Origin of the sequence: Hymenobacter wooponensis, from assembly GCF_004745865.1 — a bacterium.
Taxonomy (GTDB): Bacteria; Bacteroidota; Bacteroidia; order Cytophagales; family Hymenobacteraceae; genus Hymenobacter; species Hymenobacter wooponensis.
Genome location: NZ_SRKZ01000002.1, coordinates 227,166 through 243,785, shown reverse-complemented (window position 1 = coordinate 243,785; position 16,620 = coordinate 227,166). Strand labels below are relative to the sequence as shown.

At 57.1% G+C, this 16,620-nt stretch carries 16 protein-coding genes; 5 read left to right on the top strand and 11 right to left on the bottom strand.

The features are described from left to right. Positions 1-19 precede the first annotated feature (19 nt). Positions 20-466 carry a hypothetical protein gene (locus EU557_RS07185; RefSeq protein ID WP_135529747.1) on the top strand — a complete coding sequence of 149 codons (447 nt, stop codon included), beginning with the start codon at positions 20-22 and terminating at the stop codon, positions 464-466. A 66-nt stretch (positions 467-532) separates the two neighbouring features. On the opposite strand, the gene EU557_RS07180 is transcribed toward EU557_RS07185, so the two are convergent. The 7 genes from EU557_RS07180 to hscA all read right to left on the bottom strand — a co-directional run bounded on the left by EU557_RS07180 (position 533) and on the right by hscA (position 8,333). After that, on the bottom strand, positions 533-1,720 hold the full coding sequence (locus tag EU557_RS07180; RefSeq protein ID WP_210116006.1) for a RagB/SusD family nutrient uptake outer membrane protein: 1,188 nt from the start codon (positions 1,718-1,720) through the stop codon (positions 533-535). Further along, entirely contained in the window at positions 1,717-1,872 is a 156-nt protein-coding gene (locus tag EU557_RS25720; RefSeq protein WP_210116005.1) for a hypothetical protein, read from the bottom strand. The genes EU557_RS07180 and EU557_RS25720 overlap by 4 nt, the downstream gene beginning before the upstream one ends. Positions 1,873-1,901: 29 nt before the next feature. After that, positions 1,902-2,255, bottom strand: coding sequence for a hypothetical protein (locus EU557_RS07175; protein WP_135529746.1), 354 nt, complete (start codon positions 2,253-2,255; stop codon positions 1,902-1,904). Then, complete coding sequence (locus EU557_RS07170) at positions 2,225-4,462, bottom strand: SusC/RagA family TonB-linked outer membrane protein (protein WP_167855117.1); 2,238 nt, start codon at positions 4,460-4,462, stop codon at positions 2,225-2,227. Before EU557_RS07170 ends, EU557_RS07175 begins: the two co-directional genes overlap by 31 nt. Positions 4,463-4,474: 12 nt before the next feature. Further along, positions 4,475-4,948: a carboxypeptidase-like regulatory domain-containing protein gene (locus EU557_RS07165; RefSeq protein WP_135529744.1), complete on the bottom strand. Its 474-nt coding sequence runs from the start codon at positions 4,946-4,948 to the stop codon at positions 4,475-4,477. Positions 4,949-5,059: 111 nt separating this feature from the next. Then, a complete protein-coding gene (locus EU557_RS07160; RefSeq protein ID WP_135529743.1) occupies positions 5,060-6,268 on the bottom strand; it encodes an anhydro-N-acetylmuramic acid kinase in 1,209 nt (402 codons plus the stop codon). A 205-nt stretch (positions 6,269-6,473) separates the two neighbouring features. Further along, on the bottom strand, positions 6,474-8,333 hold the full coding sequence (gene hscA / locus EU557_RS07155) for a Fe-S protein assembly chaperone HscA (RefSeq protein ID WP_135529742.1): 1,860 nt from the start codon (positions 8,331-8,333) through the stop codon (positions 6,474-6,476). Between the two features lie 263 nt (positions 8,334-8,596). Between hscA and EU557_RS07150 the strand changes: the two genes are divergently transcribed. Continuing rightward, positions 8,597-9,478 (top strand): murein L,D-transpeptidase catalytic domain family protein, encoded by an 882-nt coding sequence (locus EU557_RS07150; RefSeq protein ID WP_135529741.1) that lies wholly within the window; start codon positions 8,597-8,599, stop codon positions 9,476-9,478. A 322-nt stretch (positions 9,479-9,800) separates the two neighbouring features. Next, positions 9,801-10,637 carry a murein L,D-transpeptidase catalytic domain family protein gene (locus tag EU557_RS07145; protein WP_135529740.1) on the top strand — a complete coding sequence of 279 codons (837 nt, stop codon included), beginning with the start codon at positions 9,801-9,803 and terminating at the stop codon, positions 10,635-10,637. An 86-nt stretch (positions 10,638-10,723) separates the two neighbouring features. Here EU557_RS07145 and EU557_RS07140 read toward each other — a convergent pair whose 3' ends face one another. The 3 genes from EU557_RS07140 to EU557_RS07130 form a co-directional block, all read right to left on the bottom strand. Continuing rightward, positions 10,724-11,791 (bottom strand): Ldh family oxidoreductase, encoded by a 1,068-nt coding sequence (locus EU557_RS07140; RefSeq protein WP_135529739.1) that lies wholly within the window; start codon positions 11,789-11,791, stop codon positions 10,724-10,726. 97 nt (positions 11,792-11,888) lie between these two features. Continuing rightward, a complete protein-coding gene (locus EU557_RS07135) occupies positions 11,889-12,848 on the bottom strand; it encodes a Ppx/GppA phosphatase family protein (protein ID WP_245326197.1) in 960 nt (319 codons plus the stop codon). Between the two features lie 170 nt (positions 12,849-13,018). Further along, the gene (locus EU557_RS07130; protein ID WP_135529738.1) at positions 13,019-13,903 is read right to left on the bottom strand and encodes a class I SAM-dependent methyltransferase; all 885 of its coding nucleotides are present in this window, start codon (positions 13,901-13,903) and stop codon (positions 13,019-13,021) included. Positions 13,904-14,005: 102 nt separating this feature from the next. Between EU557_RS07130 and EU557_RS07125 the strand changes: the two genes are divergently transcribed. Beyond that, positions 14,006-14,494 (top strand): DinB family protein, encoded by a 489-nt coding sequence (locus EU557_RS07125; protein ID WP_135529737.1) that lies wholly within the window; start codon positions 14,006-14,008, stop codon positions 14,492-14,494. A gap of 75 nt (positions 14,495-14,569) precedes the next feature. Then, positions 14,570-15,370, top strand: a complete 801-nt coding sequence (gene dapF / locus EU557_RS07120; protein WP_135529736.1) for a diaminopimelate epimerase — start codon at positions 14,570-14,572, stop codon at positions 15,368-15,370. Between the two features lie 135 nt (positions 15,371-15,505). On the opposite strand, the gene EU557_RS07115 is transcribed toward dapF, so the two are convergent. After that, complete coding sequence (locus EU557_RS07115; RefSeq protein ID WP_135529735.1) at positions 15,506-16,525, bottom strand: aldo/keto reductase; 1,020 nt, start codon at positions 16,523-16,525, stop codon at positions 15,506-15,508. Positions 16,526-16,620: the final 95 nt, after the last annotated feature.

The following is a 16,620-nucleotide window of genomic DNA, read 5'->3' as shown; positions in this document are numbered from 1 at the left end:
GTTGCCCCGGCTTTCTCTAATGAATGTACTTCGATCTTTCTCGGCGCGGTTCGCGCTGCTAGGCCTGTTGGTGCTAACGCCCTTGCTAGCACATCCCGCGCAAGCACCCACTACTCAGGTGCAAGTGGCGCGGCAGTTCTTACTGGCGGTGGTGCGTGGCGAATGGGCAGTGGCCTATGGGCACTTAGCCCCGGAAGTCCGGCAGGGGTTATCGGCCCAACAATTTCAAAAAGCCGCCGAGCCTCTGTACAAGCAAGCCAAGCACTACGGCCCTACTATCAGCCTCTACAAGCTAGGCTACCGCCTGCGCGATACCCAAGTGCCGCAACCCTTCGTGGCCTTCTCTTACAAAGCCGATACCCTACAGGCTTATCCGCACTTCCAACTCGACGTCACGTTCCGCGATTCCACGGCCCGACAGGTACTCGGTTTCGGGTTAGTACCGCTGGTGGCGCCCGTGAAATAACGTAGGCCACAAATAAAAAGAGCCTCCTCCAGTTTACCGGAGGAGGCTCTTTTGTTAAACCTAGCATTATATGGCTGGGTCGGTGGGCGTATTAGGGTTGTTAACGCGCTCTTGCTGCGGATAGGGGTAGAAGTTGCGTGTGCGTTCCGTAAGTGAGGCAGGTGGCGATGGGCGGCCAAAGCGGCGGCTATCATCTAGGCGTAGGCCACTTAAAAAGAGCTCAGCGCTGCGCTGTTTATACACTTCCAGCAGTAAGGCATCTACCGTGAGAGGACTTGAGTAGGCTGGCAAACCAGGGTACACTCCAAACGGGTCACCAGACGTTTGGGTGCGCACCGCGTTGATATCGGTGAGGGCGGCTGCGATGTTGGGCGTGGCGGCCCGCAGGTTTGCCTCAGCTCGGATTAAGCGCATTTCGTCGGGCAAATAGGCAGGGATAGGGCTGGTCTGGCTGGTGAAGAAGCCAGCCAAGCTGCGGATGTTATCGGTACTGCCGTTGTTGTTGTCTGCCACTACAGGGCCAGTTAGGTAAAACGCTAGGCGTCCGTCGCCGGGTTCTACTAGGCTAGCGGGCAGCCCAAACCGGTCGCGGGGCCGGAAGTTGGTGCCGGGCAAAATGGTGAATTGATAAACCGGGTTCGGGTTTTGGGTAGAATAGGTGAATGCAGACCGTACCGTGAGGTTAACTAGGTTGGCGGCAGCTAGAGCAGCTGCATAATTGCCGGCCATGAGGTTGAAGCGGGCCCGGTAGGCCTGTACCGTGTTGGGTAGGTTAAAGTCGGGGCCAATTACCTGGGAGTTGAATTCGGCAGAAGGGGGAGTAGTGGCCAATTCCTGCGTTGCCAGATCAAGCAGGCGTATAGCTTCCTGCAAAAGCTGCTGCCGAGGAACGAAACCCGGGGATGCTTCGGCACTAAGTGGGCCTTGCTCAAAGCCTAATGCCACGCCGGCCAGGGCCGCTGCTTTGAATAGGTAGGCGTGCGCCAGTACGCCACTGCGCGCTGCCGCATCTGCACTTAGTACCGAAGGAGCGGCCGAAATCAGCTGGTCGGCAATAAGCACTACCCGGTAGTTGCGGGCAAACAGGGCAGAGGTATTGGCGTTACTCGGGGATAACTGCGCCCCACCTTGCTCCAACTCAGTGATATTGAAAAACGTGGTGATGCCCTTTACTTCCCGGCTTGTGGCGCCCGTAGTTAGGATAATGGGCTCTAGAGCTGCCGTGGAGTAGATCTGGCGTAGGCCTACACTCAAAGCGAAAAGGCCTTCGCGCGTAGTAGAGTTTGCGCATCAGTGGCGGCGTTGGGGTTAGGAAGGTCCAGGTCGCAGGCAGCAGTGCCCAGCAGCAGTCCTCCGAGTAATAATCCGGCCAGCAAACGGCGCGGGCTAAGTGAAAAGTGACGCATATCGGTAGAAAGCAAAGTCGGAGAAGTAGTTAAAACGACGCGTTGAAGCCCACCGACACCGAGCGAGGAATGGGCACCTCCACAAAGTCGAAGCCGCGCACGGCGTTACTCTGGCCTGCGGCACTTACTTCGGGGTCGTAGCCGCTGTAGTCGGTTATCACCCACAGGTTGCGGCCAGCTACAGAAAAGCGGAGGTCGCGCATGCCGAGAAATTTAGGTTTGAGCAGGTAACTGATAGAAGCTTCCCGCAGCTTGACAAACGAGCCATCTTCAATCCACCGATCAAACGTGTTGTAGGTGGCCACGCTGGTGCCTTTAGGTACCTCACCGCGCAGTTCCGGCTCATATTGGGCTAGCCCCCCGAAAATATCACGGCTGCCCACGCGTTGCGTGAAGTTAAATACGTCGAAATCCTGTTGGGTATCAAACTGCACCCGCAGGGAAAGGCGGCCATTGAGTAGGCCAACTTCGTTGATAAGTGAGGCCACGTAACGCGGATTTGGGTCGCCGAGAACACCGTTGAGTAGGGCGCCCGAAGGTTGCCCATCGGCGGCCCGTTGCGGTGTGTTGGCGGCGCCAAATGTGCCCTGAACGCCTCGCCTAACGGGTATAGGCCAGCGGGCGTGAGTAGCAGAGAACCATCGGGGTTGCGGGCCGAATAAGTGCCGTAGTATGTGCCTAGCGGGTACCCCTCAACACCGGCTACCAAGCCAAATCCGTTGGGGAAGGTCACAACCCCGCCCGGGATGTTGGTAATACGGTTCTTGTTGTGGGTAAACGTGCCCGTAATATTCCAGGTAACGCGCTCCGACTTCACGGCCGTAGCACGTATCAGCAGCTCCACGCCTCGGTTGCGCATGTTGCCGATGTTGTCGAAACGGTTCAGAAAACCAGAGCTGAAATTCAGGTCACGCTGCAATAGCAAGTCCTGTACTCGCTTGTCGTAGTAAGAAAATTCAAGGCCTAACCGGTCGTTGAGTAAGCTCAGATCGGTACCAATCTCAAACTCTTTCTGGCGCTCCGGCTTCAGGTTATTATTGCCTTGCAAGGTAGAAGTGCCTAGGCCAGGCAGGGCACCCTGAATTAAGGGGTTGAAATTGGTGAAGCGTTGGTAAGCGCCGATGGCCGTGAGGTTACCCGCTTCGCCGTAGGAGGCGCGTAGTTTGAATTGCGGCACAAAGCGGGCTAGGCCACCTTCTTTCCAGAAGTTTTCCTCCGATACCACGTAGGAGCCGCTGAGCTTAGGATAAAACTGAGTGCGGTTGTTGGCGCCGTACACAGAGGCCGCATCTACGCGGCCGGCAGCTGTGATAAATAAACGGTTATAGAGGCCAAACGTCTGCTGGAGGAAGGCCCCCTGAATGGTGCGCTCGGTACGCTCTTCTGTGGCTACGGTAGTACCATTGATTATTTCCACCACCGGTGCCAGGTTAATGGACTGAATGCCGGTTGAAAGGGCCCGCTCATACTGCAGCGTGCCGCCCGCCGTGGTGGTGCTGGCCAGCCACTCCGTAAAATCACGCTTGTAGCTAAACGTTAGGTCGTTGTTAACAAGAAAGGAAGTACGGTCGGCGCGGCGTGCTAGGCCTGTAGTATAAGTGGGAGCCGTGCTATTGGTTGGAATGAAGCCAGTGGCTACCTGGGTGCTGGCGTCGTAGCCCAGCACGTAGTCAATGGTGAAACCAGCAAAAGGGGTGAGATTTAGCTGAGCATCGCCGATGAAGCGGGAGGTACGTTGGCGGAAGTTAAAGCGATTGATGGCTTCCAGCGGGTTGGTGCGCGCAATATTGAGGGCGGTACTGGGGTAGCGGCCGGTTATTGGGTCGGGGCTTGGGTCAATAAAGTTGTTTGAGAAAATAAAGCCCGTTAGGGCACCGTAGGCTTCATTAATACCGCCGTTTGGTACCTCCCGACTTTGGCTCAACGCATAATTAGCTCCCACACTCAGGCTAGCTTTCGACCCCAACGTTTGCTGCAATCGCAGGCGCCCACCTCCGCGGTTGAAGTCTGTGTTCTTGACGATACCCTGGTTCTTGAAGTAGTTGCCAGAGGCGAAATACTTAGTGCCAGTGTTGCCACCCGTTACAGATACATAATTATCGGTGCCGGTAGCAGTGCGGAAAATCTCCTTCTGATAGTCGTAGCGCTGCACGGGCACCTGGCTCAGGTCGGTGGCGATGGTGTTAGTAAAACGCAATGGGTATTCGTTGTAGTCGAGAGTTTTACGGATTTGAGAGGTTAGGAACTGCGACGACACCGTTACTTGGGGCTTGCCTTCCTTACCTCGCTTCGTAAAAATTTGTACTACCCCATTAGAAGCCCGCGACCCATAAATGGCGGCCGCTGCCGCGCCCTTAATGACCTCAATACGCTCAATATCATTGGGGCTGATATCAACAAGACGGTTTTGCGCGTAGCCTCCCAAATCCAGCAGTTGGGGCGAGTCGTTGTTGATAATAACCCCGTCGATGATGTAAAGCGGATCAGAGGAGCCTGCCACGGTGCTTGGCCCACGTAGGCGCACCGAAATACCGCCGGCGGGGTTGCCGGAGTTCTGGGTAATTTGTACCCCCGCAAATTTTCCCTGCAAAGCTTGGTCAATCTAGGTAGGCACGGTTGTGCGCAGCTCATCTCCTGAAACTGTGGCAATGGTGTTACCGAGCTGCTTTTTGCTGGTAGCTACCGAGGTGCCTGTTACTACCACGTCGTTCAGCCGAACCAGGTCCTCGCTCAACGATACATCGGGCACCGAGATAGTAGTTTCTGTGCCTAGCACTAGGCGCCGCCGCACCGGGGTGTATCCTACTGAGCTGACTTCAAGCTGGTAATTTCCAGGTGCCAAGTTAGCGCTGAGCTCAAAGCGACCTTCTACATCTGAGCTAGCTCCAAGCACCGTGTTTAACAGGCGAACCGTGGTGCCAGGCAATGCTTCGGAGCGGGCATCGAGTACACGCCCCCGAATAGTGTAGCGCGTGTTTTGCGCCAGCGCAGGCAGCGTTTCTCCCAGAAACAGCAGGAGCAGCGCCATCCATACCCAGTGGTTGTGGCGCTTGGGGTGAGAGTAAGCGTGTGGCATAGGGGAACGGTTAGGGGTAAAAAAGAACGGCTTGCTATCAACTCTATTGAGCTGATAGCAAGCCACTAAACATAGCGAAAAGAAGACTTAGTTGTGTTTCTCTTATTAAGCCTACCCAGGAAACGAAATCTTGCCCATACTCACTGCAGGTACCCGTTGGCGCCCTGCACCAATGCTCACAGGCTGCCCAGCTACGGCTTCGTTGGCCAACAGCGCAAAGAGGATAGCCTCCTTGGCGTCAGGTAGTACTCCTAAAGTCTCAGTGGTGTCGAAGCGACAAGCGGGCAGGTGGCGCTGTAAGGCGGCTTGCAGTGCGGGGTTGTGAGCACCACCACCACTGGCGTACACGGCCAAAGCAGGCCTAGGACCAAAAACCTGCATGACGGCTCGGGCTACGCCAAGGGCACTTAGCTCCGTGAGGGTTGCCAACGTGTCTTCTAGGCCTAGGCTGGTGGTGTTACTGCGCTCCTGGGCTTGCTGCAGATAAGCCGGCCCAAAAAGCTCGGGGCCGGTGGTTTTGGGCAAGGTAGCGGCAAAGAAGGGGTGGCCTAGCAGCTCACTGAGTAAGCCTTCGTGTATGCGGCCAGCACTGGCTAGGCGGCCATCCTCGTCGTAGGCCAGTGTGGGGCGATGCTTGCGCACGGTGGCATCAAGTAGGGTATTACCAGGGCCAGTGTCGGTGCTGAAGGCCGTGCTGGCATCTTGGCCAGTGCGGGGAAGGTAGGTGAAGTTGGCAATGCCGCCCAGGTTAAGGAGTAGGCGCTCCTCATCGGGGCTACTGAGCAGGAGGTAGTCGCCGTAAGCGGCCAGTGGGGCACCTTCGCCCCCCGCCGCAATGTGCTTCTGCCGAAAGTCGCTCAGAGTAATGATACCAGTGCGCACAGCCACATGGTCGCCATCGCCGAGTTGTAGGGTGGCATTCAGGCTGAAATCGGGGAGTTGATGCTGGTGTTGGGGTGCGTGGTATACCGTTTGGCCGTGGCTGGCGATGAGGTCTACTTCCTGCGGAGCCACCTGCCACTGCTGCAGGCATTGCAGAATCATGTCGGCGTGTAGGTGGCCAAGCCAAGGGTTTAGCAGCGTTAAATATTCTAAGCTCACTTGCTCGCGCGCAAACACCTGCCGAATGCGATGATGCACATCCTCGTGGTAGGGCACGGTGGCGAAGTGCTCCAACTCCAGCCGGGTGCTGGTGCCATGCCCATGCAGGCGGCAAAGCGCCACATCTAGCCCATCCAGGGAAGTGCCCGACATTAGCCCAATAATGCGGCGGCTAGGTTGCTGAGCAACGTGATAGAGGCGGAGCAAGTCTGGATTCATAGATCAGCAAGTTCTTTGTACTGTTTACAACTGGGCTCCCTAGCCTAAAATATTTTTTATACTTCCTAATACTAAATCGTTGCTCAGAAAGGTAAGTTAACAACGTGTAGGCAAAGCAAAAGGGCTCTACCGACACGCAGCAGAGCCCTTTATGGAAATAGGGTTAAGGCAGCAAACGTAATGGCTTCTACCTACTCAGTTCCTGTTACTCAATTTTCTTGCCGGCCATAGCTTGGCTGATGCTGATGTTCATCACGCGTTCGGCGAAGGGGCGGGTGAGTTCTTCCAACTCATCAACGGCTTTCAAGATCGTGTCCTTGTCCTGAGTGGCGAGGGCCGCTTTGAGTTTTTCCACGCCAGCATTGGTCTGGCTGGTTTCATCTTCGGTGAGGTGCTGGCCGTTTTTGCTCACAAAACGCTCTACCTGATACAGCATTTGCTCAGCTACGGTGCGGGCTTCAATAACCATGCGGGCCGCAATATCCTCGCGGGCGTGGGTCATGGAGTCCATCAGCATCTGCTCCACTTGCTCGTCGGTGAGGCCATACTGAGGCTTAATCTCCACGGCTTGGCGAGTGTTAGAGCGCAACTCAATGGCCTCCACTTTCAGAATGCCGTCGGCGTTCAGGATGAAGTTCACATCAACCTTTGGTAGGCCTGCCGGCATGGCCGGGATGCCGCGGAGGGCAAACTCAGCCAGCTTGCGGTTTTCCTTGACCAAGTCACGCTCGCCTTGGTAAACCGAGATTTTCAGGTTTACCTGCCCATCCACGGAAGTGGTATACTGGCGGCCCGCTTTGGTCGGGATTTTAGAGTTGCGCGGGATGATGGGGTCCATTAGGCCACCCAGCGTCTCAATGCCCAGCGTGAGAGGCGTTACGTCGAGCAGCAGTACGTCGCGGCGGTTGCCAGCCAGAATATCTGCCTGGATGGCGGCGCCCAGCGCTACTACCTCGTCGGGGTTGAGGGAGTTGTTGGCGGGTTGCTGGAAAAACTCCGACACCGAATCATACACTAGCGGCACGCGTGTGGAGCCACCCACCAGCAATACGGCGTTCAGGTCTTCGGGCGTGAGCTTGGCATCGGCCAGCGCCTGCCGGCACGATACCAGCGTGCGCTCAACCAGCGGGGCAATTAGCTCATTAAACTTGGCCTTGGTGAGCGGGAGCGTGGTGCCACCAAAAGCAGCCGAAAACTCCTCGTGCTGGCTTAAGTGTTTCTTCGCTGACTCGGCCAGCAAGCGCAGCTCTTGTTGGGCACCACCATTATTAAACAGCAGCGTAGATAGCTGGTACTCGCCACTCCAGTAGTCAATAATAGCGCGGTCGATATCATCGCCTCCTAGGTAGGTGTCGCCGTTGGTGCTCAGTACTTCAAAGATACCCTGCTGAATGCGCAGAATGCTCACGTCGAAGGTGCCGCCACCCAAATCGTATACGGCTACCGTTTTCTCTTCATCAGGAGAGAGGCCGATGCCGTAGGCCAGGGCCGCGGCCGTGGGCTCATTCACAATGCGTAGAACCTCTAGGCCTGCCAGGCGGCCGGCGTCGCGGGTAGCTTGGCGCTGAGAGTCGTTGAAGTACGCGGGAACGGTAATTACGGCCTTGTTCACGGGCGTTTTGAGGGCGTGCTCGGCACGAGCCCGCAGTTCCTTCAGAATCTCCGCCGATAGCTCAATGGGAGAGTAGAACTTATCACCGACCCGGATTTTAACCAGGCCTTCTGAGTTATCATCAATGACCTTATACCCCAGGTCCTGAGCGTGCTGGCCTAAGTCTTGGTACGACTTGCCCAGTAGGCGCTTCACCGAGTAAATGGTGTTCTGCGGGGCAGTGAGCAGGTAGCTTTTGGCATCCGTACCCACAATGGGGTCTTCGCCACCCTGCGGAAAGTGCACCACCGAGGGCACGATGGTTCCGCGGCCCTGGTCGTTGATGGCCAAAGGCTGGCGTGTATCAGGGTGAATGTAGGCCACCAGGGAGTTGGTAGTGCCCAGGTCGATACCGACGATGATTTCTTCCTGTTGCAGGCTCCCGGTAGAAAGATTGATTGCGACTTTGGCCATATGTGAGCAGCGTGCCAAGACACGCGGAATAAGCGGAAAGAGGGGCGGAAAAAACCATAACAGGTAATCGGCCCGGAAGGCACAAAAGTAGCGAAGAAAACTGCCCGCCGGACGGAATAACGAATGGCCTCCTAATCTGAGAATAGCACCCCTGCAGTGAAAGGGCTGTTCAGAATGACCTCGTGTTGAAGTAGCCGTGCAAACGGAAAGCTTGCAATCGGGCCGGTAAATGCAGACTTTCGGGTCGAATCGTGCTGTTTGCTATGAATCTACTGCTACGCTTGCAATCTGTGCCTCAGTCGGTGGGTAAGCCCCTGTACTTAGCGGCTATGCTAGGCCTGTTGGCGCTCTTGCCGTCTTGCCAAACTTCGGTGGGCGAAACTACCAGCGCCTACTCCGCAGCCAAGCGGCCCACTGCTCCGGCCACGCTACCCGATTCAATTGGTACCGCAACAGAGCTGCCGGATTCCCTGCGCCTCACGCCGATTCCGGTGCTGGCAGGCGTGCCCGATTCTCTGCACCAGCAAATTCAGGCTCTGCATGCGAGTCTTGGCCCGGAAGCGGCCGAGCTGCGCCTGGAAGTGCTGGAACGGGCCTGCGTAGGCTACCTTAACCTGCGGAAAGACGGCCGCGTGAGCAAGCCCGGGGTGTTGGCCGTTGCCGACATGGACCTGCCTTCCTCTGAAAAGCGCCTGTGGGTAGTAGATCTGGCGGCTGGGCAATTGCTGCACCGCAGCCACGTAGCGCACGGAGAGGGCTCGGGCCACTTGCGGGCCTGGCGGTTTTCCAACGTTATGCGGTCGGAGTGCACTGCGCTGGGCTTTTACCGCACGCAGGATACCTACCAGGGTAAGCACGGCCTCTCGCGTCGCCTGCGCGGCCTCGACGTAGGCCAGAACGATAACGCCCTGCGCCGCTACGTGGTGCTGCACGCCGCCGACTATGTGAGCAAGCAGCACTTGGCGCGCTACGGACAAGCCGGCTACAGCCGAGGCTGCCCCGCCTTACCACCCGACCAATACCGCGCTATTATTAAGGCAGTAGGAGAAGGGGGGTGCTTGTACGTGAGTGGCCCAGGCCTAGAGTCGAAATGGCTGGATGCCACCGTAGCAGCGCAACAGCTAGCCTCCCGTGGGTGGCGGTAACCGTAGAAGTCTAATTGCCGAACTGGAAAAAGAGCACTGGAAACTATAAGTAGCTGGTTATCTAGTAAAAAAGCCTCGTCAGTAGATACTGGTGAGGCTTTTTTACTGGTGGCAACAGTTGAGCAATGACTGCGCTAATGGCATTGAACAGCCCCGTTTTGAAAGGCGGAGGGAACTCTGAGCTAGGCCAACAAGTTTTAAATACGGAAGCGACTATATCTCAATACACGATAGGGTGTATCGTTTGTTGGAGTAGTACGTATATCTCTCTGGCTCAGAATTACTAGTTGAGCCTATCTCATAACCGCAATATTTCGTGCAGATGGAAAAGAAGAGTGTAGTAAGTCGTCAGCGGCTTAAGCGCCGGGCCCGCCGGATGGCACGTCGGGTACTCCCGTTTGTGGCTTCGCTGTTCTTGGCTACGCCCCTGGCGGCTCCTATTGCCCGCACGCAGGCTGCTACGCCCAAAACTATGGCGCGTCGTGTAGTTGCGCCCGTACTCACCAAAGAGGCGATGTACAACCAGCGTCTGCATGATTTATACCAGGAACTAGGCGTGGCTCAGCAGGGCTTGCGCTACGATGTATTTGAGAAAGCCATGACTGGCTACCTCAACCTCGAGGAAGAAGGCAAGCTGAATAATGATAAGCAGTTGCTGACCGTGGTTGACTTTAGCTTGCCCTCCACCGAAAAGCGCCTGTGGGTGCTGGACCTGGCAGCCAAGCAAGTAAAGTTTCATACCCTGGTAGCTCACGGCCACAACTCCGGCGAAAACATGGCGACAAACTTCTCCAACGAGAACGAGTCGAACATGAGCAGCCTGGGGTTCTACGTGACCAAAGGCGAGTATACGGGTAAGCACGGCCGTTCCTTGAAGCTGCAAGGGGTAGATGAAGGCTATAACACCAACGCCCTGTCGCGCGCGGTGGTAATGCACGGCGCCGACTACGTTAGCGAAGACTTCATTAAGCAATACGGCCGACTAGGCCGTAGCTTGGGCTGCCCCGCTTTGCCAATGGCTGAGAAAGATGCCATTATTGAAGCCGTAAACGGTGGCACCTGTCTGTTCCTGAACGGCCCCGATCAGCAGTACTCGTCTAAATACCTAAACGAGGACATTGCTATTCAGCGGCTACTGAATGACACGCAAATGATTTAACTGGCCTAGTGGCCTAGAGAAATGAAAAGCCCGCTCTGCATTAGCAGAGCGGGCTTTTTTACGTTGAGGAAAGCTGGAAAGAAGCATTACAGCTTCACGCCAAACTTTGCTCCCACTGATTCCAGATCCTGTATGACCGGGTCGAGCAGTGGAATGCCTTCGAGCAGGCGCTTCCCACTCATCTCACGCTCTGGGTCGCCGGGAATGAGCACGTGCTGACCTTCCGTTGCGCGAGCGTTGCGGAAGGTAGTAATCCAGTTGTCCATGTGTGCCTTAAACTCGGCGGCTGGCCGGAAAGCATCTACGCGCATGGCCCCAAAGAAGTGGCCTAGGCCCTCACCAACTGGGTTGGCGGACGGCTGCAGGAAGGCCACGAAGGGTGGCACCCAAGGCCCGTAGTTTGCACCGCTCAGCACCGCCGAGAAAATATCTACTACTGCACCCAGGCCGTAGCCTTTATGAGAGCCGGTGGCGCCACCCAGCGGTAGAAGGGCACCGCCATTTTTCACAGCATTTGGGTCGGTTGAGCCTGTGCCATCGGCATTCTGGGCCCAGCCTTCCGGAATGGGCAGGTTCTTGCGCTGGGCAATTTCCAGCTTGCCGTTGGCGGCCGTGGTGGTAGCCATATCGAGCACGAAGTCGGGCTGGTCGCCGGCGGGTACGGCTACGGCAATGGGGTTGGTGCCCAGCAGGCGCTCCAGCGAATACGTAGGCGCTACTAGAGGCGAGGCGTTGGTCATGGCAATACCCATCATGTCGTGGGCCAGGGCCTTCATGGCGTGGTAGCCCGCAATGCCAAAGTGGTTGGAGTTCTTCACCGATACCCACCCGGTACCTACTTGCCGGGCTTTCTCCATGGCTACCTCCATGGCTTTAGGTCCCACCACTAGGCCTAGGCCACCATCGCCATCTACCACGGCGGTGCTGGGCGTTTCGTAGGTCACGCCCACGCGGGGAGTGGCATTGATGCGGCCGGCTTCCCAAAGGCGCACGTAGCCAATGAGGCGCGCAACGCCGTGGGAGTCGATGCCGCGCAAGTCGGCGGCTAGCAGCGTTTCGGTAGCCAGCGTGGCATCCTCATCAGAGCAGCCAATGCTTTTGAAAACAGCTTCTGTGAAGCTAAAGAGGTGCGTGTAGGATAGCGTAGTAGCCATGGAGAAATGTGGGGGAGAGCTTGAAGCCCTTTGCAGCATAAATAAGCCAGCTCGGCTAAGTGTTTCAGAGACCTACTGGCGAAAGTAGGAGCGGAGGTTACTGGCCTAGCAGCTCGCTCAGCAGGCCTTCTTTCAGCGCGTAAGCGGAGGCTGTAATAGTGCTAAGCCCGTAGGTGGTCAGCACGAAATCAATTAGCACGCAGGCAACCACTATCATATCGGCCCGCAGGGGCGTCATTCCGGGTAAGTTCAGGCGGCCGGCATGGTCGAGGTGCAGGAGCTGCTCGTAGCTGGTGCTAAAGCTTTCGAAGGAAATGCGGGTGGCGGGCGCAGCGTGTCCTACCAGCTCCGGCTGGTCAGCGCGGGCAGCCTGCAGGTCGCAAAGTGTATCGAAGGTGCCGGACGCGCCCACCAGCGCCGCAGGGCGGTACTGGTTTACGGCCGCCGTCAGGGGAGCCAGCACCTCCGCGAGGTAGGCTTGCTGGGCCTGCACGGCGGAGGCTGGCAATGGGTCGGCGGTGAAGAACTTATCAAGCAGGCGCTGAGCTCCAATTTCGAAGCTTTGCTTCCAGAAAGTGGTGTGCTCATCGGCAATGATAAACTCCACTGAGCCGCCCCCAATATCCATGAGCAGGTGCGGTACCTGGCCTAGCGGAACCGCCTTTCGGATACCATTGGCAATTAGCTCCGCTTCCCGGTCGCCGGGGATAACCTCCACCCGAATACCGGTCTGCTCGAAGATGTCTTTCACCAGCTCCGGGCCGTTTTTAGATACGCGCACGGCACTGGTGGCCGTGGCGCGCACTTCCGTTACCTGGTGCAGCTCAATTTCTTCTTTGAAGCCCAGCAAAGTTTGGAGTGCCCGCGCATAAGAAGCTGGCGCAATGTAGCCGGCACTAATGCCACCCTCACCCAGCCGCACCCCTACTTTGGTGCGCAGCAGCGTAATGGGCTCCTGATGCTTGGGCTCAGGCAACTCCACAATCAGCAAATGAAAAGTGTTGGTGCCCATGTCAATCAGGGCCAGACGACGGTGGCGGGGAGGTTGCTGTGACACAGAGTAGGTGATGAGGGTAGGGGGATATAGGAGGATGAAATGAAAGGAGGATGGAAGGTGCTATAGATACCAGGGTAGAAAGAGGTACGGTAAGAGGTAATAGGACAGATTAAATGCCTCTTCCTTTTCACTCAATCACCTTTTTGCCTTTCACCTCGTCACTTCATCTCTTAAGTAGCAAACCGGCAAAACGTACCGAGGGGCAATTTCCGCTCCCCGGCGTCGTGCAGGTAAATCTCTCCGATTTCACGCTTCTGCCGCATGCCTGGGAAAATTTCTGACACCAGGTTATCAAGAATCAGGGCCGAGAAGCCCAGCGAGTACAGGTTGATGAGGAAGAAGTGATCCTGCGGGTCGAGGAGCTCTTTGCAGAGCTTGAGCATTTCGTTGAGCTCATCCTCTAGCTGCCACTTCTCGCCGTTGGGGCCGCGGCCGTAGGCGGGCGGGTCGAGAATGAGGCCCTGGTACTTGCTGCCGCGCTTTACCTCGCGCCGCACGTATTTCATGGCGTCTTCCACCAGCCAGCGCACCCCATCCAGGTTAGAGGCCTCCATATTGTCGCGGGCCCAGAAGTTCACCTGCTTTACGGAGTCGAGGTGGGTAACATCAGCGCCGGCGGCTCGGGCGGCTAGCGTAGCGGCGCCAGTGTAGGCGAACAGGTTTAGCACCCGCGGCTGGGCGGCTTTGCGCTGGCGGGTTTGGTTGTAGATGAACTGCCAGTTGGGGTCTTGCTCCGGGAACAGGCCTACGTGCTTGAACGACGACAGCCCCAGCCGAAACCGCAGCTTCAGGCCGTCGGGCCGCTCATAGCCGATAACCCATTGCTCAGGGGTGTTGGGCTTTATCTTCCACTGACCACGCTCCTGGCTGCCTTTCTCGCGGGTGAAGGTGGCGTGGGCGCGCTGCCACTCACTTTGCGTCAGGTGCGGATCCCAGATAGCCTGCGGCTCGGGCCGGGCCAGAATATGTTTACCAAAGCGCTCTAGCTTTTCAAAGTTGCCCGCGTCGAGCAGCTCGTAATCGGCCCAGGGGCTGGTAGTGAGGAAAGTGTACATAAGGCTATCTTTACGCTGCCCAGCAGGGCAGGGCGGCAAAGGTACGGTATGGCGCTGTTCTAGGCGGTATTGTATGAGAACCAGTAAGCGGGAGAGAAGCCGATGAAAGAAATAAACCGATTACTCGACCAACTAAGGCGGGCCTACGACGGAGATGCTTGGTCAGGTCCTTCGCTGCAGGCCACCCTGGCGGGCCTCACGGTAGCCCAGGCGGTTGCGCATCCGCTGGCGGGTGCACACAGCATCTGGGAAATTGTGCTGCACCTGTATACGTGGCTGGAGACAGTGCGCCGTCGCCTGGAAACGAACACGCTGCTCGGTCCCACCGACGAAGAGAACTGGCCCCTGGTGCCCGCCGAACCTACGGAGGCCGCCTGGCAGCATGCCCAGCAGCAACTCCGGCAGGCTCACGAGCGGCTGCTGGACGCCATATCGGGTATGCACGACGCCGACCTGGACCTTTTCTTAGCACCCCTGCCTGAGTATTCCGCCGGCACGCCCGGCTCATATTACGTGCTGCTGCACGGGCTGGTGCAGCACAACCAATACCACACGGGCCAAATTGCGCTGCTGCGGAAAGCTTTTGCCTAAGAATTCTGTTAGTGCCAGTGGCCGGACGTGGTGGTCTGGGCCTGGCCGACCATCTTTGTTATCTTAATGAGATCTATGAGTACCACGCTACACTTCTACAAGTACCAAGGCACCGGCAACGACTTCGTGATGGTGGATGACCGCGCCCAGCAGTTTGATGCCAGCAACCACCAGCTGGTGCGCTTTCTCTGCGACCGGCGCCGCGGGGTAGGGGCCGATGGCTTGATTCTGCTCCGCCTGCATCCGCAGTACGATTTTGAGATGGTGTACTTCAACGCTGATGGGTACCTGGGCTCCATGTGCGGCAACGGCGGCCGGTGCACCGTTGCTTTTGCCCGGCAGATGGGCGTAATCGACACTGAAACCAAATTTCTGGCCGCCGACGGCCCCCACGAGGCCCGCATTGACGCCGACGGTACCGTGCACCTGCGCATGCAGGACGTGCTAGGCCAGCAGGAAGTAGAAGAATACGGCGTGTTTCTCGATACTGGCTCGCCCCACCTGGTGCGCTTCCAGCCCATGAGCACCCTGGCCGAGCTCAACGTGTACAGCGAAGGCCGCGCCATTCGCTACAACGACCGTTTCCGAGAAAAGGGCACCAATATAAACTTCGTGGAGGCGCCCGTAGTACCTAGCCAACCCTGGCAGGTGCGTACCTACGAGCGAGGTGTAGAAGACGAAACCCTGAGCTGCGGCACGGGCGTAACGGCAGTAGCCCTGGCCGCCTCGCGCCGCGGCGCCACCAGCCCCGTGCACCTGCGCACTCCCGGCGGCGATTTGCGCGTTGCCTTCGAGGCCAAGCCTGATGGCTCCTTCACCAACGTATTCCTGAGTGGCCCCGCCACCCGCGTCTTCGACGGCTCAATCGAGGTATAGCTCGGCCTTTAGGCCACTAAAAGTAAAGCTGTCATTCCCCGCGGAGCGAAGAATTTGGACTAACCCAGTGAGGCTAACCCAAATTTTTCGCTCCGCTCGGAATGACAGCTTTACTTATTTTAAGCAAACCAGACTCTAGGCCTGTCGGTCACCTTTGGTGAAGTCCAGCATCCAGCCGGGGTACTCGGGCGCAAGCTTGCTCACTTCATCCAGCTGCTGCAGCTCTTCTGGTGAGAACTGCACGTCCACGGCCTTGAGGTTATCCTCTAGCTGCTCCATTTTCTTGGCCCCGATAATCACGCTGGACACTACCGGCTGATGCAGCAGCCACGCCAGCGCCGTTTGGGCTACTGATACGCCTTTGGCTTCGGCCAAAGGGCGTAGCGCATCCACTATATCGAAGCCTTTCTCCTTATTCACGGGCGGAAAGTCGAAGTTGGCACGGCGGGCACCTTCTTCATTCTCGTTTTCGCGGGTGTACTTGCCGCTGAGGAAACCGCCGGCCAGGGGGCTCCAAACCATTAGGCCCACTTTTTGGTCTTGCAGCAGAGGGACCAGCTCCCGCTCTAAGTCGCGGCCGGCAATGGTGTAGTAGGCCTGCAACGACACGTATTTCTCCACGTGGTTGTAAGTGGAGTAGCTCAGCGCCTTCATCAGCTGCCAAGCGGCCACATTGCTGGCTCCAATGTAGCGCACCTTGCCGCTGCGCACTAGGTCGTCGAGGGCACGCAGGGTTTCTTCCAGGGGCGTGAGCGGGTCGTAGCTGTGGGTTTGATATAGATCGATGTAGTCGGTTTTCAGGCGGCGCAGGCTGTCATCTACCTGCTGAAAGATGTGCTTGCGCGTGAGGCCGGCATCATTAGGGCCTTCGCCCATTTTGCCGCGCACCTTGGTAGCCAGTACTATGTCGTGGCGGGAGAGGCCTAGGTTGTGGATAGATTGGCCCGTAAGCTCTTCGGATAGGCCTTCGGAGTACACATTGGCCGTGTCAATAAAATTGATGCCCGCCTCTACGGCGCGCTTGACTTGCTCATCCACGGCAGATTGGTCTAGGTTGCCCATAGCTGCCGCCCAGCCTTTGCCACCGTAAGTCATGGTGCCCAGGCACAGTTCTGATACCTTCAGGCCTGTATTGCCCAGCAGGTTGTATTTCATAGCAGAGAAGTTTAGAAGTGAATCCTTGTCAAACTCCCGGTTAAACCGGATTGTTGGCGTATAATTTCGGCTTCTACTCTCCACCTCCGCGTAGT

Bases quoted from the DNA above. Each gene is read 5' to 3' on its own strand.
- dapF (WP_135529736.1), top strand. From the start codon at position 14,570: ATGAGTACCACGCTACACTTCTACAAGTACCAAGGCACCGGCAACGAC.
- EU557_RS07145 (WP_135529740.1), top strand. From the start codon at position 9,801: ATGGAAAAGAAGAGTGTAGTAAGTCGTCAGCGGCTTAAGCGCCGGGCC.
- EU557_RS07125 (WP_135529737.1), top strand. From the start codon at position 14,006: ATGAAAGAAATAAACCGATTACTCGACCAACTAAGGCGGGCCTACGAC.
- EU557_RS07130 (WP_135529738.1), bottom strand. From the start codon at position 13,903: ATGTACACTTTCCTCACTACCAGCCCCTGGGCCGATTACGAGCTGCTC.
- EU557_RS07140 (WP_135529739.1), bottom strand. From the start codon at position 11,791: ATGGCTACTACGCTATCCTACACGCACCTCTTTAGCTTCACAGAAGCT.
- EU557_RS07160 (WP_135529743.1), bottom strand. From the start codon at position 6,268: ATGAATCCAGACTTGCTCCGCCTCTATCACGTTGCTCAGCAACCTAGC.
- EU557_RS07165 (WP_135529744.1), bottom strand. From the start codon at position 4,948: ATGCCACACGCTTACTCTCACCCCAAGCGCCACAACCACTGGGTATGG.
- EU557_RS07150 (WP_135529741.1), top strand. From the start codon at position 8,597: ATGAATCTACTGCTACGCTTGCAATCTGTGCCTCAGTCGGTGGGTAAG.
- EU557_RS25720 (WP_210116005.1), bottom strand. From the start codon at position 1,872: ATGCGTCACTTTTCACTTAGCCCGCGCCGTTTGCTGGCCGGATTATTA.
- EU557_RS07185 (WP_135529747.1), top strand. From the start codon at position 20: ATGAATGTACTTCGATCTTTCTCGGCGCGGTTCGCGCTGCTAGGCCTG.
- EU557_RS07115 (WP_135529735.1), bottom strand. From the start codon at position 16,525: ATGAAATACAACCTGCTGGGCAATACAGGCCTGAAGGTATCAGAACTG.
- hscA (WP_135529742.1), bottom strand. From the start codon at position 8,333: ATGGCCAAAGTCGCAATCAATCTTTCTACCGGGAGCCTGCAACAGGAA.